This is a genomic window from Pseudomonas sp. Y3 TE3536 (assembly GCF_053629175.1).
In genome coordinates this window covers 1577737-1596740 of record NZ_JBRJHU010000001.1, presented here as the reverse complement: position 1 = coordinate 1596740, position 19004 = coordinate 1577737, and the positions used below count along the sequence as shown (strand labels likewise).

Annotated in this window: 16 protein-coding genes and 2 pseudogenes; 11 read left to right on the top strand and 7 right to left on the bottom strand. The window is 60.9% G+C overall.

Annotation, left to right across the window (positions count from 1 at the left end; genetic code table 11):
* Nucleotides 1-140 precede the first annotated feature (140 nt).
* Nucleotides 141-1214 (top strand): annotated as a pseudogene (locus tag AB7M33_RS07280) (cache domain-containing protein); the annotation flags it as partial.
* Between the two features lie 126 nt (nucleotides 1215-1340).
* Entirely contained in the window at nucleotides 1341-2078 is a 738-nt protein-coding gene (locus AB7M33_RS07275) for a methyl-accepting chemotaxis protein (protein WP_374707387.1), read from the top strand.
* Nucleotides 2079-2194: 116 nt separating this feature from the next.
* On the opposite strand, the gene AB7M33_RS07270 is transcribed toward AB7M33_RS07275, so the two are convergent.
* A complete protein-coding gene (locus AB7M33_RS07270; protein WP_186682887.1) occupies nucleotides 2195-3235 on the bottom strand; it encodes a threonine aldolase family protein in 1041 nt (346 codons plus the stop codon).
* 340 nt (nucleotides 3236-3575) lie between these two features.
* Between AB7M33_RS07270 and AB7M33_RS07265 the strand changes: the two genes are divergently transcribed.
* The 7 genes from AB7M33_RS07265 to fdhA all read left to right on the top strand — a co-directional run bounded on the left by AB7M33_RS07265 (nucleotide 3576) and on the right by fdhA (nucleotide 12590).
* Nucleotides 3576-4829 (top strand): serine hydroxymethyltransferase, encoded by a 1254-nt coding sequence (locus tag AB7M33_RS07265; RefSeq protein WP_027594306.1) that lies wholly within the window; start codon nucleotides 3576-3578, stop codon nucleotides 4827-4829.
* A 15-nt stretch (nucleotides 4830-4844) separates the two neighbouring features.
* Nucleotides 4845-6095 carry a sarcosine oxidase subunit beta family protein gene (locus AB7M33_RS07260; RefSeq protein ID WP_454242635.1) on the top strand — a complete coding sequence of 417 codons (1251 nt, stop codon included), beginning with the start codon at nucleotides 4845-4847 and terminating at the stop codon, nucleotides 6093-6095.
* A gap of 14 nt (nucleotides 6096-6109) precedes the next feature.
* Nucleotides 6110-6445 carry a sarcosine oxidase subunit delta gene (locus tag AB7M33_RS07255; protein WP_027594307.1) on the top strand — a complete coding sequence of 112 codons (336 nt, stop codon included), beginning with the start codon at nucleotides 6110-6112 and terminating at the stop codon, nucleotides 6443-6445.
* Entirely contained in the window at nucleotides 6442-9459 is a 3018-nt protein-coding gene (locus tag AB7M33_RS07250) for a sarcosine oxidase subunit alpha (RefSeq protein WP_027594308.1), read from the top strand. The genes AB7M33_RS07255 and AB7M33_RS07250 overlap by 4 nt, the downstream gene beginning before the upstream one ends.
* A gap of 141 nt (nucleotides 9460-9600) precedes the next feature.
* Complete coding sequence (locus AB7M33_RS07245) at nucleotides 9601-10233, top strand: sarcosine oxidase subunit gamma (protein ID WP_027594309.1); 633 nt, start codon at nucleotides 9601-9603, stop codon at nucleotides 10231-10233.
* Between the two features lie 12 nt (nucleotides 10234-10245).
* Nucleotides 10246-11103 carry a formyltetrahydrofolate deformylase gene (gene purU, locus AB7M33_RS07240; RefSeq protein WP_099428119.1) on the top strand — a complete coding sequence of 286 codons (858 nt, stop codon included), beginning with the start codon at nucleotides 10246-10248 and terminating at the stop codon, nucleotides 11101-11103.
* A gap of 287 nt (nucleotides 11104-11390) precedes the next feature.
* Complete coding sequence (gene fdhA / locus AB7M33_RS07235; RefSeq protein ID WP_454242634.1) at nucleotides 11391-12590, top strand: formaldehyde dehydrogenase, glutathione-independent; 1200 nt, start codon at nucleotides 11391-11393, stop codon at nucleotides 12588-12590.
* Nucleotides 12591-12632: 42 nt separating this feature from the next.
* Here the strand turns inward: fdhA and AB7M33_RS07230 are convergent, their stop codons facing one another.
* The 3 genes and pseudogenes from AB7M33_RS07230 to AB7M33_RS07220 form a co-directional block, all read right to left on the bottom strand.
* Complete coding sequence (locus AB7M33_RS07230; protein ID WP_454242633.1) at nucleotides 12633-12842, bottom strand: hypothetical protein; 210 nt, start codon at nucleotides 12840-12842, stop codon at nucleotides 12633-12635.
* Between the two features lie 162 nt (nucleotides 12843-13004).
* A pseudogene (locus AB7M33_RS07225) lies at nucleotides 13005-13106 on the bottom strand (DUF3077 domain-containing protein); the annotation flags it as partial.
* A gap of 30 nt (nucleotides 13107-13136) precedes the next feature.
* Complete coding sequence (locus AB7M33_RS07220; RefSeq protein ID WP_454242632.1) at nucleotides 13137-14087, bottom strand: RHS repeat-associated core domain-containing protein; 951 nt, start codon at nucleotides 14085-14087, stop codon at nucleotides 13137-13139.
* A gap of 228 nt (nucleotides 14088-14315) precedes the next feature.
* Between AB7M33_RS07220 and AB7M33_RS07215 the strand changes: the two genes are divergently transcribed.
* The gene (locus tag AB7M33_RS07215; protein WP_454242631.1) at nucleotides 14316-14888 is read left to right on the top strand and encodes a DUF2780 domain-containing protein; all 573 of its coding nucleotides are present in this window, start codon (nucleotides 14316-14318) and stop codon (nucleotides 14886-14888) included.
* Between the two features lie 72 nt (nucleotides 14889-14960).
* Here AB7M33_RS07215 and AB7M33_RS07210 read toward each other — a convergent pair whose 3' ends face one another.
* The 3 genes from AB7M33_RS07210 to AB7M33_RS07200 all read right to left on the bottom strand — a co-directional run bounded on the left by AB7M33_RS07210 (nucleotide 14961) and on the right by AB7M33_RS07200 (nucleotide 18242).
* The gene (locus AB7M33_RS07210) at nucleotides 14961-15638 is read right to left on the bottom strand and encodes an RHS repeat-associated core domain-containing protein (protein ID WP_454242630.1); all 678 of its coding nucleotides are present in this window, start codon (nucleotides 15636-15638) and stop codon (nucleotides 14961-14963) included.
* 122 nt (nucleotides 15639-15760) lie between these two features.
* The gene (locus tag AB7M33_RS07205; RefSeq protein WP_454242629.1) at nucleotides 15761-17110 is read right to left on the bottom strand and encodes an APC family permease; all 1350 of its coding nucleotides are present in this window, start codon (nucleotides 17108-17110) and stop codon (nucleotides 15761-15763) included.
* A gap of 244 nt (nucleotides 17111-17354) precedes the next feature.
* Complete coding sequence (locus AB7M33_RS07200) at nucleotides 17355-18242, bottom strand: acyltransferase (protein WP_265968307.1); 888 nt, start codon at nucleotides 18240-18242, stop codon at nucleotides 17355-17357.
* A gap of 182 nt (nucleotides 18243-18424) precedes the next feature.
* Between AB7M33_RS07200 and rloA2 the strand changes: the two genes are divergently transcribed.
* On the top strand, nucleotides 18425-18925 hold the full coding sequence (gene rloA2, locus AB7M33_RS07195; protein WP_454242628.1) for a retropepsin-like aspartic peptidase RloA2: 501 nt from the start codon (nucleotides 18425-18427) through the stop codon (nucleotides 18923-18925).
* Nucleotides 18926-19004: the final 79 nt, after the last annotated feature.

Genomic DNA, 19004 nt, shown 5'->3' with positions numbered 1-19004 from the left:
GAAAACGCAGTGATTTCCGCTGCTGTCACCGGCCTCTTCGCAGCACAAGGCTGCTCCTACAATGTCCCAGATCACTGGAATAACTGGATACGTAAGTGTATACACTTCCCCCAAAACAATAATTGGCGGGGAGCACGGGCATGCGTATCTGGCGGCAAAGTATCCAGTGGCAATTGATCGCAAGCATGGGCGCAGCCCTGCTGGCGAGCATCCTGGTGGTGGTGATCATTTTCACGGTGGCGCTCAACCGCCTGACCGAACGCTACCTGGTCGACACAGCGCTGCCAGCCAGTGTCGAAGCAATCCGCAACGATATCGAGCGCATGCTCGGCCAGCCGCTGGTGGCGGCCGCCGACATAGCCGGCAATACCCTGCTGCGCGATTGGCTTGCCGAGGGCGAAGACCCCGCTCAAACCTCACGCTTTATCGAATACCTCGAGGCTGCCAAGCAGCGCAACAACGCCTTTACCACGCTGTTCGCCTCGACCGAAACCGGCCACTACTACAACGAGAAGGGGCTGGACCGCACACTGAGCCGGGCCAACCCGAAGGACACGTGGTTCTACGGCTACATCGACAGCGGCGCCGAGCGCCTGATCAACATCGACATCGACGGTGCCACGGGCGAGTTGGCGCTGTTCATCGACTATCGCGTGGAAAAAGACGGCAAGCTGGTTGGCGTGGCGGGTATGGGCCTGCTCATGACCGAGTTGTCGAAGCTGATCCACGATTTCAGCTTTGGCGAGCACGGCAAGGTATTTTTGGTACGCAACGATGGGCTGATCCAAGTGCACCCGGACAGCGCCTTCAGCGGCAAGCGCCAGCTTGTCGACCAGCTTGACGCACAGGCCGCGAAAGCGGTGATGAGTGGCGACCAGGGCCTGCGTACCAGCCGCTTCCAGCGTGATGGCGAAGGCTACCTGGCGTTAGGCTTGCCACTGCGCGACCTGAACTGGACCTTGGTCGCCGAAGTGCCTGAGGCCGAGATCTACGCGCAGATGCATCAGGCAGTCTGGCTCACCACCTTGATCGGTGGTGGCGTGGCGCTGTTGTCGTTGCTGCTGGTGGTGGTGCTGGCGCGCGGCTTGGTACGGCCGATCCGCCGCGTCACGGCCGCACTGGTGCAGATCGGCAGCGGTGCGGGAGACCTCAGCCACCGCCTGGATGATTCGCGCCAGGACGAACTGGGTGACTTGGCCCGAGGCTTCAACCGCTTCCTCGACAGCCAACGGGGGTTGATCGGCGAGGTGCTGCGCACGACTGAACGCTTGCACCTGGCCGTCGAACAGGTGACGCAGGTGGTGGACAACACGGCCGAGCGCTCCGGTCGCCAACAGGAGATGACCGAAATGGTCGCCACCGCCGTGCATGAGATGGGCCTGACCGTGCAGGACATCGCCCGCAATGCCGGCAATGCCGCTGAAGCGTCACAATCGGCGCGCGACGAAGCCTTGCAGGCGCGTGACGTGGTGCGGCGCTCGATCCAAGGTATTGAAGGCATGTCCGGCGACATCGGCAAGGCGGCGGATGCGGTCGCACAGTTGGCCGACGAAGTCGCCTCGATCGATGAAGTATTGGCGGTGATCCGCAGTATTTCCGAGCAAACCAACCTCTTGGCGCTGAACGCTGCGATCGAGGCGGCGCGGGCAGGGGAGATGGGGCGTGGTTTTGCCGTGGTCGCCGATGAGGTGCGTACCCTGGCGCGGCGCACGCAGCTGTCTACCGATGAAGTGCAGCAGATGATCCAGCGCTTGAAGCAGGGCGCAGGCTCGGCGGTGACGTCGATGCAGGCAGGGCAGCAGGCGACGGGTAGCGGCGTTGAATCGAGCCAGCGCACCGGTGCCTCGTTGGGGGCGATTACCGACAAGGTCGAGCACATCAGCGACATGAACCATCAGGTGGCGACAGCGACTGAAGAGCAGTCAGCGGTGACGGAGGAGATCAACCGGACGGTACAGGGGATTTCCGACCTTGCCAGGGAGACAGCGGCGGAGGTGCAGGGGTGCCGGGCGGAGTGCCAGGCGTTGCGTGGGTTGGCTGATGATTTGGCGCGGCAGATGGGTGGGTTCAAGCTTTAGATTGTTGGAGCTGCTGCCATCGCATTCGCGGGGCAAGCCCGCTCCCACAAGGTCCTCACAGATGCTGAAACTGTGCAGGACCTGTGGGAGCGGGCTTGCCCCGCGAATGCGATCTATCAGGCAGTGATGATCGCGCGGATATCCGCCGCCAACTCACGCACCCGATCTTCTTCGGTATCCCAAGAGCACATGAACCGTGCCCCGCCACTGCCAATAAAGGTATAGAACCGCCAGCCCTTGCCCCGCAGCGCTTCAATCGCGTGCTCTGGCATTTGCAGAAACACCCCGTTGGCCTCCACGGGGAACATCAGCTCCACCCCCGGCAGGTCGCTCACCAGCGACGCCAGCAGCTGCGCGCAGTGGTTGGCGTGCGTGCCGTGGCGCAGCCAGGCGCCATCTTCCAGCAGCCCGACCCAGGGCGCAGACAAGAAGCGCATCTTCGACGCCAACTGCCCGGCCTGCTTGCAGCGGTAGTCGAAGTCTTCGGCCAGCTGGCGATTGAAGAACAGGATCGCCTCGCCCACCGCCATGCCGTTCTTGGTACCGCCAAAACACAGCACATCGACGCCGGCCTTCCAGGTCAGCTCCGCCGGGCTGCAACCGAGGAACGCGCAGGCATTGGTGAAACGCGCGCCGTCCATGTGCAGGTTAAGGCCCAGTTCCTTGCAGGTGGCGCTGATCGCCTTGAGCTCGTCGGGGCGGTACACGGTGCCCACTTCGGTGGCCTGGGTGAGTGTTACCACACGTGGCTTGGGGTAGTGGATGTCCTGGCGCTTCAACGCCACTTCTCGGATCGACTCAGGCGTCAGCTTGCCGTTGACGCTGGGTGCGGTGAGCAGCTTGGAGCCGTTGGAGAAAAACTCCGGCGCGCCACATTCGTCGGTTTCGACGTGGGCGGTCTCGGAGCAGATCACGCTGTGGTAGCTCTGGCACAGCGAGGCCAGGGCCAGGGAGTTGGCGGCGGTGCCGTTGAAGGCGAAAAACACTTCGCAGTCGGTTTCGAACAAGTTGCGGAAGTACTCGGCGGCACGCTCGGTCCACTGGTCGTCGCCATAGGCGCGTTCGTGGCCCATGTTGGCCTTGGCCATGGCGGCCCAGGCTTCGGGGCAGATGCCGGAATAGTTGTCGCTGGCGAATTGTTGGCTCTTATCTGTCATGACACGGTCCTGTGAACGACGCAGAACAGCACTCTAAACCATCGATTCAGCAGTTGCCTATACAAGCAGCCCAACCATCGATTTATCCGTTGTCCGTGCCGGCCTCTTCGCGGGTAAACCCGCTCCCACAGGGATACCCAAAGGCTTCAAGCACCGCCGTACCTGTGGGAGCGGGTTCACCCGCGAAAGGGCCGGCACAAACAGCAAATCAGCGAATGTCGTAAACGCGCCATTGCAAGGCGTGCGCAGGCATCTGACCCACCCCGGCCAGTCATACCATCGCCACAAAGGGCCACAGTGCTCTACAGACAAGAAACGATCGCTGCCGGGAGACAACAAGATGTTCAGCAAGCAAGACCAGATCCAGGGTTACGACGACGCACTGCTGGCGGCGATGAATGCCGAAGAACAGCGCCAGGAAGATCACATCGAGCTGATCGCCTCGGAGAACTACACCAGCCAGCGCGTCATGCAGGCCCAAGGCAGCGGCCTGACCAACAAATACGCCGAAGGCTACCCAGGCAAGCGCTACTACGGTGGCTGCGAGCACGTGGACAAGGTCGAGGCACTGGCCATCGAGCGCGCCAAGCAGCTGTTCGGTGCTGACTACGCCAACGTCCAGCCGCACTCCGGCTCTTCCGCCAACGGCGCGGTGTACCTGGCCCTGCTGCAGGCCGGTGACACCATCCTGGGCATGAGCCTGGCCCACGGCGGCCACCTGACCCACGGCGCTAAAGTGTCGTCCTCGGGCAAGCTGTACAACGCGGTTCAATACGGCATCGACACCAAGACCGGCCTGATCGACTACGACGAAGTAGAGCGCCTGGCGGTCGAGCACAAGCCGAAAATGATCGTCGCCGGCTTCTCGGCCTACTCCAAGACCCTCGACTTCCCACGCTTCCGCGCCATCGCCGACAAGGTCGGTGCGCTGCTGTTCGTCGACATGGCCCACGTTGCCGGCCTGGTTGCTGCGGGCCTGTACCCGAACCCTATCCCGTTCGCCGACGTGGTCACCACCACCACCCACAAGACCCTGCGCGGCCCACGTGGCGGCCTGATCCTGGCCAAGTCCAACGAAGAAATCGAGAAGAAGCTCAACGCTGCCGTGTTCCCCGGCGCCCAGGGCGGCCCGCTGATGCACGTCATCGCCGCCAAGGCCGTGTGCTTCAAGGAAGCGTTGGAACCAGGCTTCAAGGCCTACCAGCAACAAGTGATCGAAAACGCCCAGGCCATGGCCCAGGTGTTCATCGACCGCGGCTACGACGTGGTTTCCGGCGGCACTGACAACCACCTGTTCCTGGTCAGCCTGATCCGCCAGGGCCTCACCGGTAAAGATGCCGATGCCGCCCTGGGCCGCGCGCACATCACCGTCAACAAGAACGCCGTACCGAACGACCCGCAGTCGCCGTTCGTCACCTCGGGCCTGCGCATCGGCACCCCGGCCGTCACCACCCGCGGCTTCAAGGTCGCCCAGTGTGTGGCCCTGGCCGGCTGGATCTGCGACATCCTCGACAACCTCGGTGACGCTGACGTCGAAGCCGATGTGGCGAAGAACGTCGCGGCGCTGTGCGCAGACTTCCCTGTTTACCGCTGAGTGGAGTAAACGACCATGCAACGCTACTCGGGCTTCGGCCTCTTGAAACACTCCCTCAGCCACCACGAAAACTGGCAGCGCATGTGGCGCACGCCGACCCCTAAAAAGGTCTACGACGTGGTCATCGTTGGCGGTGGCGGCCATGGCCTGGCCACGGCCTACTACCTGGCCAAGGAACACGGCATCACCAACGTCGCAGTGATCGAGAAGGGTTACCTGGGCGGCGGCAACACCGCCCGTAACACCACCATCGTGCGTTCCAACTACCTGTGGGACGAATCGGCGCAGTTGTACGAGCACGCCATGAAGCTGTGGGAGGGCCTGTCCCAGGACATCAACTACAACGTGATGTTCTCCCAGCGCGGTGTCTACAACCTGTGCCACACCTTGCAGGACATTCGTGACTCCGAGCGCCGCGTCAGTGCCAACCGCCTCAACGGCGTCGATGGCGAACTGCTGAACACCGCCCAGGTCGCAGCCGAAATCCCGTACCTGGACTGCTCGAAGAACACCCGTTACCCGATCCTCGGCGCGACCGTTCAGCGCCGTGGTGGTGTTGCCCGTCACGACGCCGTGGCCTGGGGTTACGCCCGTGCCGCCGACGCCCTGGGCGTGGACCTGATCCAGCAGACCGAAGTGATCGGTTTCCGCAAGGAAAACGGCGCGGTCATCGGTGTCGAAACCAACAAAGGCTTCATCGGCGCCAAGCGCGTCGGCGTGGTCACTGCCGGTAACTCCGGGCACATGGCCAAACTGGCCGGCTTCCGCCTGCCGCTGGAATCGCACCCGCTGCAAGCCCTGGTGTCCGAACCGATCAAGCCAATCATCGACAGCGTGATCATGTCCAACGCCGTGCACGGCTACATCAGCCAGTCCGACAAGGGCGACCTGGTGATCGGCGCCGGTATCGACGGCTGGGTTGGCTACGGCCAGCGCGGTTCGTACCCGGTGATCGAGCACACCCTGCAAGCGATCGTCGAGATGTTCCCCAACCTCTCGCGCGTGCGCATGAACCGCCAATGGGGCGGCATCGTCGACACCTCGCCGGACGCCTGCCCGATCATCTCCAAAACCCCGGTCAAGAACATGTTCTTCAACTGCGGTTGGGGTACCGGTGGCTTCAAGGCGACCCCGGGTTCGGGCAACGTCTTCGCTGCCAGCCTGGCCAAAGGCGAGATGCACCCACTGGCCGCGCCGTTCTCCATGGACCGTTTCTACAACGGCGCACTGATCGACGAACACGGCGCCGCCGCCGTCGCCCACTAACCGGAGACACCGTCATGTTGCATATTTTCTGTCCCCACTGCGGCGAGCTGCGCTCCGAAGAAGAGTTCCACGCCTCTGGCCAGGCGCACATCGCCCGCCCGCTGGACCCTGCCGCCTGCTCCGACGAGGAGTGGGGCACCTACATGTTCTTCCGCGATAACCCGCGCGGTATTCACCACGAACTGTGGGACCACGTTGCCGGCTGCCGTCAGTACTTCAACGTCACCCGCGACACCGTGACCTACGAGATTCTGGAAACCTACAAGATTGGCGAGAAGCCGCAGGTGACCGCCAACGGCAAGCAAAACAGCGCACCGTCGACCGTCAAAGGCCAAGGGGAAAAAGTATGAGCCAGACCTATCGCCTCGCCAGCGGCGGCCGTATCGATCGCAGCAAGGTCCTGAACTTCACCTTCAACGGCAAGACCTACCAGGGTTATGCCGGTGACAGCCTGGCCGCTGCGTTGCTGGCCAATGGCGTCGACATCGTCGGCCGCAGCTTCAAGTACTCGCGCCCGCGCGGCATCATCGCCGCCGGTACCGAAGAGCCGAACGCCATCCTGCAGATCGGCTCCAGCGAAGCCACCCAGATCCCTAACGTGCGTGCCACCCAGCAGGCGCTGTACGCTGGCCTGGTCGCCACCAGCACCAACGGCTGGCCGAACGTCAACAACGACGTCATGGGCATCCTTGGCAAGGTGGGCGGCAGCATGATGCCGCCGGGCTTCTACTACAAAACCTTCATGTACCCGAAATCGTTCTGGATGACGTACGAGAAGTACATCCGTAAAGCGGCCGGCCTTGGGCGTGCACCGCTGCAGAACGACCCGGACAGCTACGACTACATGAACCAGCACTGCGACGTGCTGATCGTCGGTGCCGGCCCTGCTGGCCTGGCCGCCGCCCTGGCTGCTGCCCGCAGTGGCGCCCGCGTGATCCTGGCCGATGAACAGGAAGAGTTCGGCGGCAGCCTGCTCGACACCCGCGAAACCCTCGACGGCAAGCCTGCCGCTGATTGGGTCAATGCGGTGGTCAAAGAGCTGGAAAGCCTGCCGGAAGTGACCCTGCTGCCCCGCGCCACGGTCAACGGCTACCACGACCACAACTTCCTGACCATCCACGAGCGCCTCACCGACCACCTCGGCGACCGCGCCCCGATCGGCCAGGTGCGTCACCGCGTGCACCGTGTGCGTGCCGGCCGTGTGGTACTGGCCGCTGGCGCCCACGAGCGCCCGCTGGTGTACGGCAACAACGACGTCCCGGGCAACATGCTGGCCGGCGCTGTGTCCACCTACGTACGCCGCTACGGTGTCGCCCCTGGCCGCAAGCTGGTGCTGTCGACCAACAACGACCACGCCTACCGCGCCGCGCTGGACTGGCACGACGCTGGCCTGCAAGTGGTCGCCATCGCCGACGCCCGCCACAACCCACGCGGCTCGCTGGTTGAAGAAGCGCGTGCAAAAGGCATCCGCATCCTCACTTCCAGCGCCGTGGTCGAGGCCAAAGGCAGCAAGCACGTGACCGGCGCCCGCGTGGCCGCCATCGACGTGCAGGCCCACAAAGTCACCAGCCCAGGCGAAACCCTCGAGTGCGACCTGATCGCCAGCTCCGGCGGTTACAGCCCGATCGTCCACCTGGCGTCGCACCTGGGCGGTCGCCCGGTCTGGCGCGATGACATCCTCGGCTTCGTGCCGGGCGATGCACCGCAAAAACGCGTTTGTGTCGGCGGCATCCATGGTGTCTACGCCCTCGGCGATGTGATTGCCGACGGCTTTGAAGGCGGCGTTCGCGCAGCCACCGAAGCCGGCTTCAAGGCCACCACCGGCACCTTGCCGAAAACCGTGGCACGCAAGGAAGAGGCCACCGTGGCGCTGTTCCAGGTGCCGCACGACAAGGGCAGCAAAGGGCCTAAGCAGTTCGTCGACCAACAGAACGACGTGACCGCTGCCGGTATCGAGCTGGCCACCCGCGAAGGCTTCGAGTCGGTCGAACACGTCAAGCGCTACACCGCGCTGGGCTTCGGTACCGATCAGGGCAAACTGGGCAACATCAACGGCCTGGCCATCGCCGCCCGTTCGATCGGCATCACCATCCCGGAAATGGGCACCACCATGTTCCGCCCCAACTACACGCCGGTCACCTTCGGTGCGGTAGCGGGCCGTCACTGTGGCCACCTGTTCGAACCTGTACGCTTCACCGCCCTGCATGGCTGGCACGTGAAGAACGGCGCCGAGTTCGAAGACGTTGGCCAGTGGAAACGCCCGTGGTACTTCCCCAAAGCCGGTGAAGACATCCACGCCGCCGTGGCCCGCGAGTGCAAGGCCGTGCGTGACAGCGTCGGCCTGCTCGACGCCTCGACCCTGGGCAAGATCGACATCCAGGGCCCGGACGCGCGTGAGTTCCTCAACCGCATCTACAGCAACGCCTGGACCAAGCTCGACGTGGGCAAGGCCCGCTACGGCCTGATGTGCAAAGAAGACGGCATGGTCTTCGACGACGGCGTGACCGCCTGCGTTGGCGACAACCACTTCTACATGACCACCACCACCGGCGGCGCCGCACGCGTGCTGCAGTGGCTGGAGCTGTACCACCAGACCGAATGGCCAGAGATGAAGGTGTACTTCACCTCGGTCACCGACCACTGGGCGACCATGACCCTGTCCGGCCCCAACAGCCGCAAGCTGCTGAGCGCGCTGACCGACGACATCGACCTGGACAAGGACGCCTTCCCGTTCATGACCTGGAAGGAAGGCACCGTCGCCGGCGTACCGGCCCGTGTGTTCCGCATCTCGTTCACCGGTGAGCTGTCGTACGAAGTGAACGTGCAGGCCAACTACGCCATGGGCGTGCTGGAAAAGATCATCGAGGCGGGCAAGCAATACAACCTGACCCCGTATGGCACCGAGACCATGCACGTGCTGCGTGCCGAGAAGGGCTTCATCATCGTCGGCCAGGACACTGACGGCTCGATGAACCCAGACGACCTGAACATGAGCTGGTGCGTCGGCCGCAACAAGCCATTCTCGTGGATCGGCCTGCGTGGCATGAACCGCGAAGACTGCCTGCGCGACAACCGCAAGCAGCTGGTCGGCCTCAAGCCGGTGGACCCGACCCAGTGGCTGCCAGAAGGCGCGCAACTGGTGTTCGACCCCAAGCAACCGATCCCGATGGACATGGTTGGTCACGTCACCTCCAGCTACGCGGCCAACTCCCTGGGGTATTCGTTCGCCATGGGTGTGGTCAAAGGCGGCCTCAAGCGCATGGGCGAGCGGGTGTACTCGCCGCAGGCTGACGGCAGCGTGATCGAGGCGGAAATCGTGTCTTCGGTGTTCTTCGATCCGAAGGGTGAGCGGCAGAACGTTTAAGGCCCCGGATGGTGGCGTCGAACCCTGTGGGAGCGGGTTTACCCGCGAATGCGATGTTGGCCTCACTGGCCTCTTCGCGGGTGAACCCGCTCCCACAGGTTCGGCGCTGCTCGGAACTACAGAATTCAAGGCAGGTAAGAAATGAGCGCTATCAACGTCTTCCAGCAAAACCCCGGCGCCGACGCCAAGGCCCAGTCGCCGCTGCACCATGCCGACCTGGCCAGCCTGGTTGGCAAGGGCCGCAAGAACGCAGGCGTGACCCTGCGTGAGAAAAAATTCCTCGGCCACCTGACCCTGCGTGGCGACGGCCATGACCCGGCCTTCGCCGCAGGCGTGCACAAGGCCCTGGGCCTGGAGCTGCCGGTGGCCCTGACCGTGGTCGCCAACAGCGACATGTCGCTGCAGTGGATGGGCCCCGACGAGTGGCTGCTGATCGTCCCGGGCGGCCAGGAGTTTGCCATCGAGCAAAAACTGCGCGCGGCCCTCGACGGCCTGCACATCCAGGTGGTCAACGTCAGCGGCGGGCAGAGCCTGCTGGAACTGCGCGGCCCGCACGTGCGCGAAGTGCTGATGAAGTCCACCAGCTATGATGTTCACCCAAACAACTTCCCGGTGGGCAAGGCCGTCGGTACGGTGTTCGCCAAGTCGCAACTGGTGATCCGCCGCACCGCCGAAGACACTTGGGAACTGGTGATTCGCCGCAGCTTCGCCGATTACTGGTGGCTGTGGCTGCAGGACGCTTCGGCCGAATACGGCCTGAGCATCGAAGCCTAAGGAGAGCCGCACATGAGTCGGGCACCGGATACCTGGATTCTCACCGCCGACTGCCCGAGCATGCTCGGTACCGTCGACGTGGTGACGCGTTTCCTCTACGAGCAGCGCTGCTACGTCACGGAGCACCACTCCTTCGATGACCGGCAGTCGGGGCGTTTCTTCATTCGCGTCGAATTCCGCCAGCCGGACGATTTTGACGAGGTGGGCTTCCGTGCCGGCCTCGCTGAACGTAGCGAAGCGTTCGGCATGGCCTTCGAGCTGACCGCGCCTAATCACCGCCCCAAGGTGGTGATCATGGTGTCCAAGGCCGACCACTGCCTGAACGACCTGTTGTACCGCCAGCGTATTGGCCAACTGGGCATGGACGTGGTCGCAGTGGTGTCCAACCACCCAGACCTCGAACCGCTGGCGCATTGGCACAAGATTCCTTACTACCACTTTGCACTCGACCCCAACGATAAGGCGGGGCAAGAGCGCAAGGTGCTGCAGGTGATCGAGGAGACTGGCGCGGAACTGGTCATCCTTGCCCGCTACATGCAGGTGCTATCGCCCGAGCTGTGCCGGCGCCTGGACGGCTGGGCGATCAACATCCACCACTCGTTGTTGCCGGGGTTCAAAGGCGCCAAGCCTTATCACCAGGCGTACAACAAGGGCGTGAAGATGGTGGGCGCGACCGCGCACTACATCAACAACGACCTCGATGAAGGGCCGATCATTGCCCAGGGGGTCGAGGTGGTGGACCACAGCCATTACCCGGAAGACCTGATTGCCAAGGGGCGGGATATCGAATGCCTGACCCTGGCGCGCGCTGTGGGGTATCACATTGAGCGGCGGGTGTTCCTTAACGCCAACCGGACTGTCGTTCTCTGACTATTTTGGGGCTGCTTTGCAGCCCATCGCAGGCAAGCCAGCTCCTACAGGTGCACCGCCGCTTTTGAGGCAGCGCGGTCCCTGTAGGAGCTGGCTTGCCTGCGATGGGCCGCAAAGCGGCCCCCTGCATTTGGCCTGCCGTAAAAAGGCATCTCCCTGTCGTTTCCAGTCAGTGCACCTTGCCGCATCAGGCCCACAATTCCCTGCATTCCAGTAACACATGCCGCCCATGGATGGCGGCGCTTCAACCAACGCGGCATACAAAAAAACCAAGCGAGGTAAAAGCAATGTCTGGCAATCGTGGAGTGGTATATCTCGGCGCCGGCAAAGTCGAAGTGCAACACATCGACTACCCGAAAATGCAGGACCCGCGCGGCAAGAAGATTGAACACGGCGTCATTCTCAAGGTGGTCTCCACCAACATCTGCGGCTCCGACCAGCACATGGTCCGCGGCCGTACCACTGCCCAGGTCGGCCTGGTTCTGGGCCACGAAATCACCGGTGAAATCGTCGAGTTGGGGCGTGATGTCGAACGCCTGAAAAAAGGCGACCTGGTGTCGGTACCCTTCAACGTCGCCTGCGGCCGCTGCCGCTCCTGCAAAGAAATGCACACCGGCGTCTGCCTCACTGTAAACCCGGCCCGCGCCGGCGGTGCCTACGGCTACGTCGACATGGGCGACTGGACCGGTGGCCAGGCCGAGTACGTGCTGGTGCCGTACGCTGACTTCAACCTGCTGAAACTGCCGGATCGCGACAAGGCCATGGAAAAAATCCGTGACCTGACCTGCCTGTCCGACATTCTGCCGACTGGCTACCACGGCGCCGTGACGGCGGGCGTAGGCCCAGGCAGCACCGTTTACGTCGCGGGCGCCGGCCCGGTTGGCCTGGCCGCTGCAGCGTCTGCCCGTCTGCTGGGCGCTGCCTGCGTAATCGTCGGTGACCTCAACCAGGCCCGCTTGGCGCACGCCAAGTCGCAGGGCTTCGAAGTGGTCGACCTGTCCAAGGACACCCCGCTGCACGAGCAGATCATCGACATTCTCGGTGAGCCGGAAGTGGACTGCGCCGTCGACGCCGTTGGCTTCGAGGCCCGCGGCCATGGCCACGAGGGTGCCAAGCATGAAGCGCCGGCCACCGTGCTGAACTCGCTGATGCAGGTTACCCGCGTTGCCGGCAGCATCGGCATCCCGGGCCTGTACGTGACTGAAGACCCGGGCGCCTCCGATGCCGCTGCCAAGATCGGCGCCCTGAGCATCCGCTTTGGCCTGGGTTGGGCAAAATCGCACAGCTTCCACACCGGCCAGACCCCGACCATGAAGTACAACCGCCAGCTGATGCAGGCGATCATGTGGGACCGTATCAACATTGCTGAGGTGGTGGGCGTGCAGGTGATCAACCTGGATCAGGCGCCGGAAGGCTACGGCGAGTTCGATGCAGGCGTGCCGAAGAAATTCGTGATCGACCCGCACAAGATGTGGGGCGCGGCTTGATGCCGTGATGTAACGAAGAGCCCCTCAAATTGAGGGGCTTTTTTATGGCTGCTCGTCCGGGTTTTGCACCGCAAGCACCGAGCCTTTGTCATCGGTGGCAAGCAAGCCGCCGGCCTGGGTTTCGTCTGTACTCAGCTCTGCCAGCGGTTGTTCTGCATTACGGAAGATGGCGCGATGCTCGTCGCCTTGTTTCACGGTGATGAGCTTGTCGCCCTGGTAGAAGAAATGCGAGCGGTTCGGTGCTTTGCTCATGATTCAAGTCCCTGCCGTGCTGGATGAATAGAGGCTGATGGAAGTCCATTCTGAACAAACGCAGCAATTTTGATACTGGCAGAAATACTAGTTTTGTGGCCTGACACGGAACCTGTGGGAGCGGGCTTGCCCGCGAAGAGGCCAGCCCTGGCAACCCATCAATCAGCGCATCATCCCCAACTCTGCATCATCCATCAACGCCTTGGCCAACGCGCTCAGATAATGTGAAGCCCAAAGCAACTGCGGCTTGTTGTCCATCAGGCCATGCCTAGGTAGGAAAAGGTTGGCGTTTGGTCAGTAAAGGACATCGGCATTTCGAATGCCCGTGCGCATTTCTGATGAAGTATTAATGCTGCCTCTACTCTCGGCACTTAAACTTAATTCTGCAGCCTTGACTTGATTGTTTAGATCTTCAATTATGCCTCTCTCGGTGTTGGTTAGTGCTCTTTTCATTCGTGCTGCGCCGTCCTTGATTTGCTTTATTTTAAACCTGTTGCTGCTGATCATTACTTTTGCGTTGTCATGTGAAGAAGAGCCAGGTTTACTGGGGTAAGCCTGCGCGCTTATTACACTGGTAACAGGTTCTGCACCTGTTTTTTCCGGGGTCGTCAGGGGGGGTGAAGTTATATTGCCTTTCATAGGCTTGTTAGTGCTTGGATCCTGAAGTCTTAATTGGGCGCCTGCGGGAGGCCTAGTAGTACCTAGCGCTTTTTTGAATGCTACTAATTTTGCTGTCGGCCCTAGACGATTATGCCTGGGAAGTCTAGAAAGGGGATCGCTTTGATGCATATGTCCCGTAGGGTCCTGGAAATTAATAGGGTCACCGGCACAGTAGGTGTACGCATTAAGCCCGCCCTCTCCAAAAGGAGACAGGCTGTCGGGACTTAGAAAACGTTGAAGTAGGGGGGCGTAGCAGCGATAACCATTGCCTAGCGGATAGCACTCTGTAATCGACTCTATAGCCTCGCCGACGAAGCCAAGCAGTGAGTTTCCGTAGCGCATAATCGGATCATGTCCGTATGCAGTGAAAGAATGATTTTCTTGTTTACCCTCGCTCTGCACGGTGAACACTGAACCCTTATCATCTGTTACCAGTAATCCAGCTTTCCGCTCTGCAGTGGCTTGCAATTCGGCCATGGGTACATCAGCGGTACGGAAAATGGTGCGGTGTTGTTCGTTGTGATTGGTTGTGACCAGCTTTCCCTTCTGATAGAAGAACTGAAGGTTAGTTGACTGACGCTTCATGTGCTACTCCTGACGGTGGGGACTAGTGCCAATCTTGCTCCAGTAGCTTGGGGAGCAGCTGGGCAGTTGACTACTGGCAAAAATGATAGGTACGCAGGGCAGTCTGTATGTCCGCTCCATCGCTGGCAAATGAGCTATTGGCTCCGACCACCGGCCCGGAACAAAAGCTTCTGGTTCCAGTCGAATGCCTCGTTTCCCCGGCCATCCCGGCCCATGAGGTCCCTCCCGATGAAAGCATTCACCCTGGCAACCCTGATGACCCTGGCCGCAAGCCCGGTGTTCGCCTTCAACCTCAGCGATGCCGCCAATGCAGTGTCGGCCATGCAGAACCAAAAACAACAGGGCCAGGTCCAGGCGCCCGAGGCGCAGGCCAATTTGCTCAATACCTTGGGTAGTGAACTCAAGATCACCCCGGAACAGGCCGTGGGCGGGGCGGGGGCGATGCTGGGTTTGGCGCGCAATAACCTGAGTTCCGACGACTACGGTCAGCTGACCAAAGCTGTGCCTGGGCTGGACTTGCTGTCCGGTGCCAATGCGTTGGGCGGGTTGAGCGGGCTGGGTGAGCTGCTGGGCAAGAACAGCGAAAGCCAGTCGGCGTTGAACAATGCGCTGGGCAACAACGTGGAGAACCGCAGTGACCTGGACAGCGCGTTCAAGGCGCTGGGCATGGATACCGGGATGATCGGGCAGTTTGCGCCGTTGATTCTGCAGTACCTGGGGCAGCAGGGGATTGCCGGGTCGTTGCTGCAGAATCTGGGGAGTTTGTGGACTACGCCGACCGTAACCCCGCCGTCTGTTTGATTGACGTCGAATAGATTAGTAGATAAGGAGGCAGTAGGTCTAAGCTGCCTCAGATGTATAACTGATGAGTTTTCAACTCTCGCCTTGTCTCACATTTTTAGTGATGTTAGCTGGCTGTTGGATTTGAGGGCCAGGCGTCTTGCTCGGAGTTTGTTCGGGTGTGTAGAGCTTGTTAAGAGCGTCGTCGCTCGCTTTTATAGCTTCGGACTGCACGTCATAAGCTTTATCTAATTCTCCGGCTAGTTCAATATTTCCGACGCTCATGGCTTCTTGTATTTCATGTCTTATTTTCCCCAAGTTTGCAATTTTTAGTTCTCGTTTTTCTACAAGTGTTCTTGTCATGTCTTTTGGAATAGGTTTGGTCGTGGGTTTTCTGTGCGTGCTCAACGTCGGGGTTTTGGCGTTGGCAGCAATAGGTGTGTAATTCATTTGAGTTTCTTTTCCTCGGCTAAACATATGCCCGCTAGGGTCAACCTTGTTGATCGGGTCGTCGCCGCAGTAGCAATATGAGCCGAGGCCTCCTTTGTCAAATGGGCTAAAGCTGTCTGGTGATATAAATCTCATGAGCACAGTGCTGTAGACCCGATAACCATTTCCCAGAAAGTATCCGTCAAGCAGTAGCTCTAGCCATTCGCCTGCATAAGCGATCCGCGAGCCAGCGTTAACGGCTGCTCGATAGCCATAGGGTGTATAGCTTGAATAACTACCTGCAGGTGATGGAAATATGTTGTGCGGTTTAGCGGTTCTCATGGCTGCCGTCTCATGTTGGCGAATCCTTAGCATGAGGCAGTGCCATTTTTCGTACTACTAGCAAAAAAACTAGGTAATTTAGTAACGAAATTCTAGGTAGGGCCGTCCATGGCCATGGTTAATCAGCTCGCTTCTGAGAAAGTTACAAGTTGCACAGGGCGGCGGAAGCCGGCCGTCAGTAACGCCAGGTACGCCAGTCCGAAGGCAAACCAGCACAGGCCAATCACCAAGGTCAGCGCCGAGAGGCTGGTCCACAGCCATAACGTCAGCGCCAACCCCACCAACGGCACCAGGCCATAGCACAGCAGCCCCTTGAGGTTACGCTGGGCCCCGTCATCCATCAGGTGCGTCTTCACCACCGCCAGGTTCACCGCCGAGAACGCTACCAGTGCGCCAAAGCTGATCAGCGAGGCGAGGGTGGACAGGTCGATCACCAGCGCCAACAGCGAAAACGCCGACACCAGCAAAATGGCGAACACCGGCGTGCCAAAACGCGGCGACAGGTAACCGAACGTGCGCTGCGGCAGCACCTTGTCGCGGCCCATGGTGAACAGGATGCGCGACACCGCTGCCTGCGAGGCCAGCGCCGAACCCAGGCTGCCGGCGACGAAGGCGGCGGTGAAGAAGTTGGCGAGGAATTGCCCGCCTGCCTTGAACATCACTTCATTGGCCGCCGCATCGGCGTTTGCAAACGTGCTGCCCGGCAGCACCAGCTGGCTGACGTAGGCCAGCGCGGTGAACAGTACGCCTGCGAAGAGCGTGGTGAGGATGATCGCCCGTGGCACGTCGCGGCGGGCATCGCGGCATTCTTCGGCGAGGGTGGAGACGGCATCGAAGCCGAGGAACGACAGGCACAGTACTGCGGCGCCCGCCATCAGCGGGCCGAAGCCAGGTTGTGTGCCGTCACCCATCAGCGGCGAGAGCAGGTCTAGCGGTTGGCCGGCCAGGGTCTGGCAGGACAAGGCCACGAATACCCCGATAAACACGATCTGCGCACCGACGATCAGGTTGCTGGTTTTAGCCACCGAGTTGATGCCGACCACGTTGAGCACGGTCACCAGGGCGATGGAGGCGAGCACGAAGGCCCAGGCGGGCACAGCCGGGAAGGCGATGTTGAGGAACAGGCCGATCAGCAGGTAGTTGATCATCGGCAGGAACAAGTAATCGAGCAGCAGCGACCAACCGGCCAGGAAACCAACGTTCTGGCCGAAGGCCATGTTGGTGTAGGAGTACGCCGAACCCGCGACCGGGAAGCGTTTGACCATGAAGCTGTAGGACGCGGCGGTGAACAGCATGGCCACCAGCGTAACCAGGTAGGCGCCAGCGGTGCGGCCACCGGTGAGTTCGGTGACGATGCCGTAGGTGGTGAAGATGGTCAGCGGGACCATGTACACCAGGCCGAAGAAGACCAGGGCGGGCAGGCCCAGGACGCGACGAAGCTGGGGCGGGGCGGAGCTAGATTGGTTGGCCATCGATCGATCCAGGCATTTTTGTAGTTGTGCTTTGGTCGATTTTTATCCACTTAGGTGGGCGATGACAAAAAAGTATTACTTATTCTAATTATTAGTCCTGGTTTTAATTGAGGCTTTGCTGCGCCTGTGTTGGCCTCTTCGCGGGTGAACCCGCTCCTACAGGTACTGCGCAAAGCTCAAGGCCTGTTCAATCCCTGTGGGAGCGGGTTCACCCGCGAAGAGGCCGATACAGGCCATGGAAATCTCAGTTCATTTCTGCCCGCAACAACTCAATCCGCTGGTCCTTTTCGAGCCACAGCTGGTTCACCCAGGCCTGTACGGTCTGCCGGAACTCAGGATCATTCTCGTAATCCCCATCCCACAGAGCCGGCTCCAGTTCACGCACCTGAATGTCGATAATCACCCGGCTGATGCTGCCATTGAGCAAGGCCCAGAACCCCGGCGCCTGGTTGCCGGGATAGACGATGGTCACGTCCAGCAGTGCGTCCAGTTGCTCGCCCAGTGCTGCCAGCACGAATGCCACGCCGCCTGCCTTTGGCTTGAGCAGATAGCGATAGGGCGATTGCTGTTCGCGGTGCTTGGCCTCGGTGAAGCGGGTGCCTTCAAGATAATTGACCACCGTCACCGGCTGACGCTTGAACAGCTCGCAGGCGGCTTTGGTGATTTCCAGGTCCTTGCCCTTGAGCTCGGGGTGCTTGTCCAGAAACGCCTTGCTGTAGCGCTTCATGAACGGGTAATCCAGCCCCCACCAGGCCAGGCCCAGCAGTGGCACCCAAATCAGCTCCTTCTTGAGGAAGAACTTGAAGAACGGCGTGCGGCGGTTGAGGCTTTCGATCAGCGCGGGGATGTCGACCCAGGTCTGGTGGTTGCTCACGGCCAGGTACGAGGTGTCCTTGCGCAGGCGGTCAACGCCGCGGATATCCCACTGGGTGGGGATGCACAGGGCGAAAATCGCCTTGTCGATCTCTGACCAGGTTTCGGCGACCCACATCACCGCCGCAGAGGCGTAGTCACGGCCACGGCCCGGCAGCACCAGCTTGAGCAGGGCAAAGACCAGCAGCGGGCAGATCAACACCACGGTGTTGAGCAGCAGCAGGAGGGTTGTGAGAATGCCGGTCAGCAGGCGACGCATAAAGGAACTCTTGTAGTGAGATAAAAACAGCCGGCAATGATAAGCAGCGATGCGGCCTACGCCAAATGCCCAATGCCCAGCGGCGAGGACAAATGTTTCACATTGTGTTGATTACCGTGTACAGACGAACCTATTCAACTCATGCAGTCTAAGCACTGTCTGCACTCAAGGAAGCGTAACCCGTGAAATCACTGCTTGCCCTGTTGTCACTGTTCGCCTTGCCGGTCATGGCCGCCGAGCCGACGATTTATGGCCGTTACGAAAACATTGCCCTGCCGGAAATTGGCGAGACCTTGAAGGCAAAGATGGACACCGGTGCCTTCACCGCATCGCTGTCGGCCAAAGACATCGAGCTGTTCACCCGCGATGGCGATGAGTGGGTACGTTTCCGCCTGGCGACCAAAGAGTCCGACGGCAAGGTCTACGAGCACAAGGTCTCGCGCATCAGCAAGATCAAGGGCCGTGCCGACGAAGAGGAAGAGGGCGATGCGCCGGAAATCTCCAAGCGGCCGGTGGTCGACCTGGAGCTGTGCCTGGGTGATGTGACGCGCACGGTTGAAGTGAACCTGGTGGACCGCAGCAGTTTCAACTATCCGCTGTTGATTGGCTCCAAGGCGTTGCGTGAGTTCAAGGCAGCGGTCAATCCGGCCAAGAAGTTCACCGCCGGCAAGCCGGACTGCTGACCAACATTTCACCCGTTCCTCCGTGTAGGAGCAGCCTTGTGCTGCGAAGAGTCCATGCCAGACGCAGCAAAAGTGCTGA

Excerpts from the sequence above, each read along its gene's own strand:
- AB7M33_RS07260 (WP_454242635.1), top strand. The coding sequence starts at position 4,845 with ATGCAACGCTACTCGGGCTTCGGCCTCTTGAAACACTCCCTCAGCCAC.
- AB7M33_RS07205 (WP_454242629.1), bottom strand. The coding sequence starts at position 17,110 with ATGGCCAACCAATCTAGCTCCGCCCCGCCCCAGCTTCGTCGCGTCCTG.
- AB7M33_RS07200 (WP_265968307.1), bottom strand. The coding sequence starts at position 18,242 with ATGCGTCGCCTGCTGACCGGCATTCTCACAACCCTCCTGCTGCTGCTC.
- AB7M33_RS07210 (WP_454242630.1), bottom strand. The coding sequence starts at position 15,638 with ATGAGAACCGCTAAACCGCACAACATATTTCCATCACCTGCAGGTAGT.
- AB7M33_RS07230 (WP_454242633.1), bottom strand. The coding sequence starts at position 12,842 with ATGAGCAAAGCACCGAACCGCTCGCATTTCTTCTACCAGGGCGACAAG.
- fdhA (WP_454242634.1), top strand. The coding sequence starts at position 11,391 with ATGTCTGGCAATCGTGGAGTGGTATATCTCGGCGCCGGCAAAGTCGAA.
- AB7M33_RS07250 (WP_027594308.1), top strand. The coding sequence starts at position 6,442 with ATGAGCCAGACCTATCGCCTCGCCAGCGGCGGCCGTATCGATCGCAGC.
- purU (WP_099428119.1), top strand. The coding sequence starts at position 10,246 with ATGAGTCGGGCACCGGATACCTGGATTCTCACCGCCGACTGCCCGAGC.
- AB7M33_RS07215 (WP_454242631.1), top strand. The coding sequence starts at position 14,316 with ATGAAAGCATTCACCCTGGCAACCCTGATGACCCTGGCCGCAAGCCCG.
- AB7M33_RS07265 (WP_027594306.1), top strand. The coding sequence starts at position 3,576 with ATGTTCAGCAAGCAAGACCAGATCCAGGGTTACGACGACGCACTGCTG.
- AB7M33_RS07275 (WP_374707387.1), top strand. The coding sequence starts at position 1,341 with ATGACCGAAATGGTCGCCACCGCCGTGCATGAGATGGGCCTGACCGTG.
- AB7M33_RS07245 (WP_027594309.1), top strand. The coding sequence starts at position 9,601 with ATGAGCGCTATCAACGTCTTCCAGCAAAACCCCGGCGCCGACGCCAAG.
- AB7M33_RS07255 (WP_027594307.1), top strand. The coding sequence starts at position 6,110 with ATGTTGCATATTTTCTGTCCCCACTGCGGCGAGCTGCGCTCCGAAGAA.
- AB7M33_RS07270 (WP_186682887.1), bottom strand. The coding sequence starts at position 3,235 with ATGACAGATAAGAGCCAACAATTCGCCAGCGACAACTATTCCGGCATC.
- AB7M33_RS07220 (WP_454242632.1), bottom strand. The coding sequence starts at position 14,087 with ATGAAGCGTCAGTCAACTAACCTTCAGTTCTTCTATCAGAAGGGAAAG.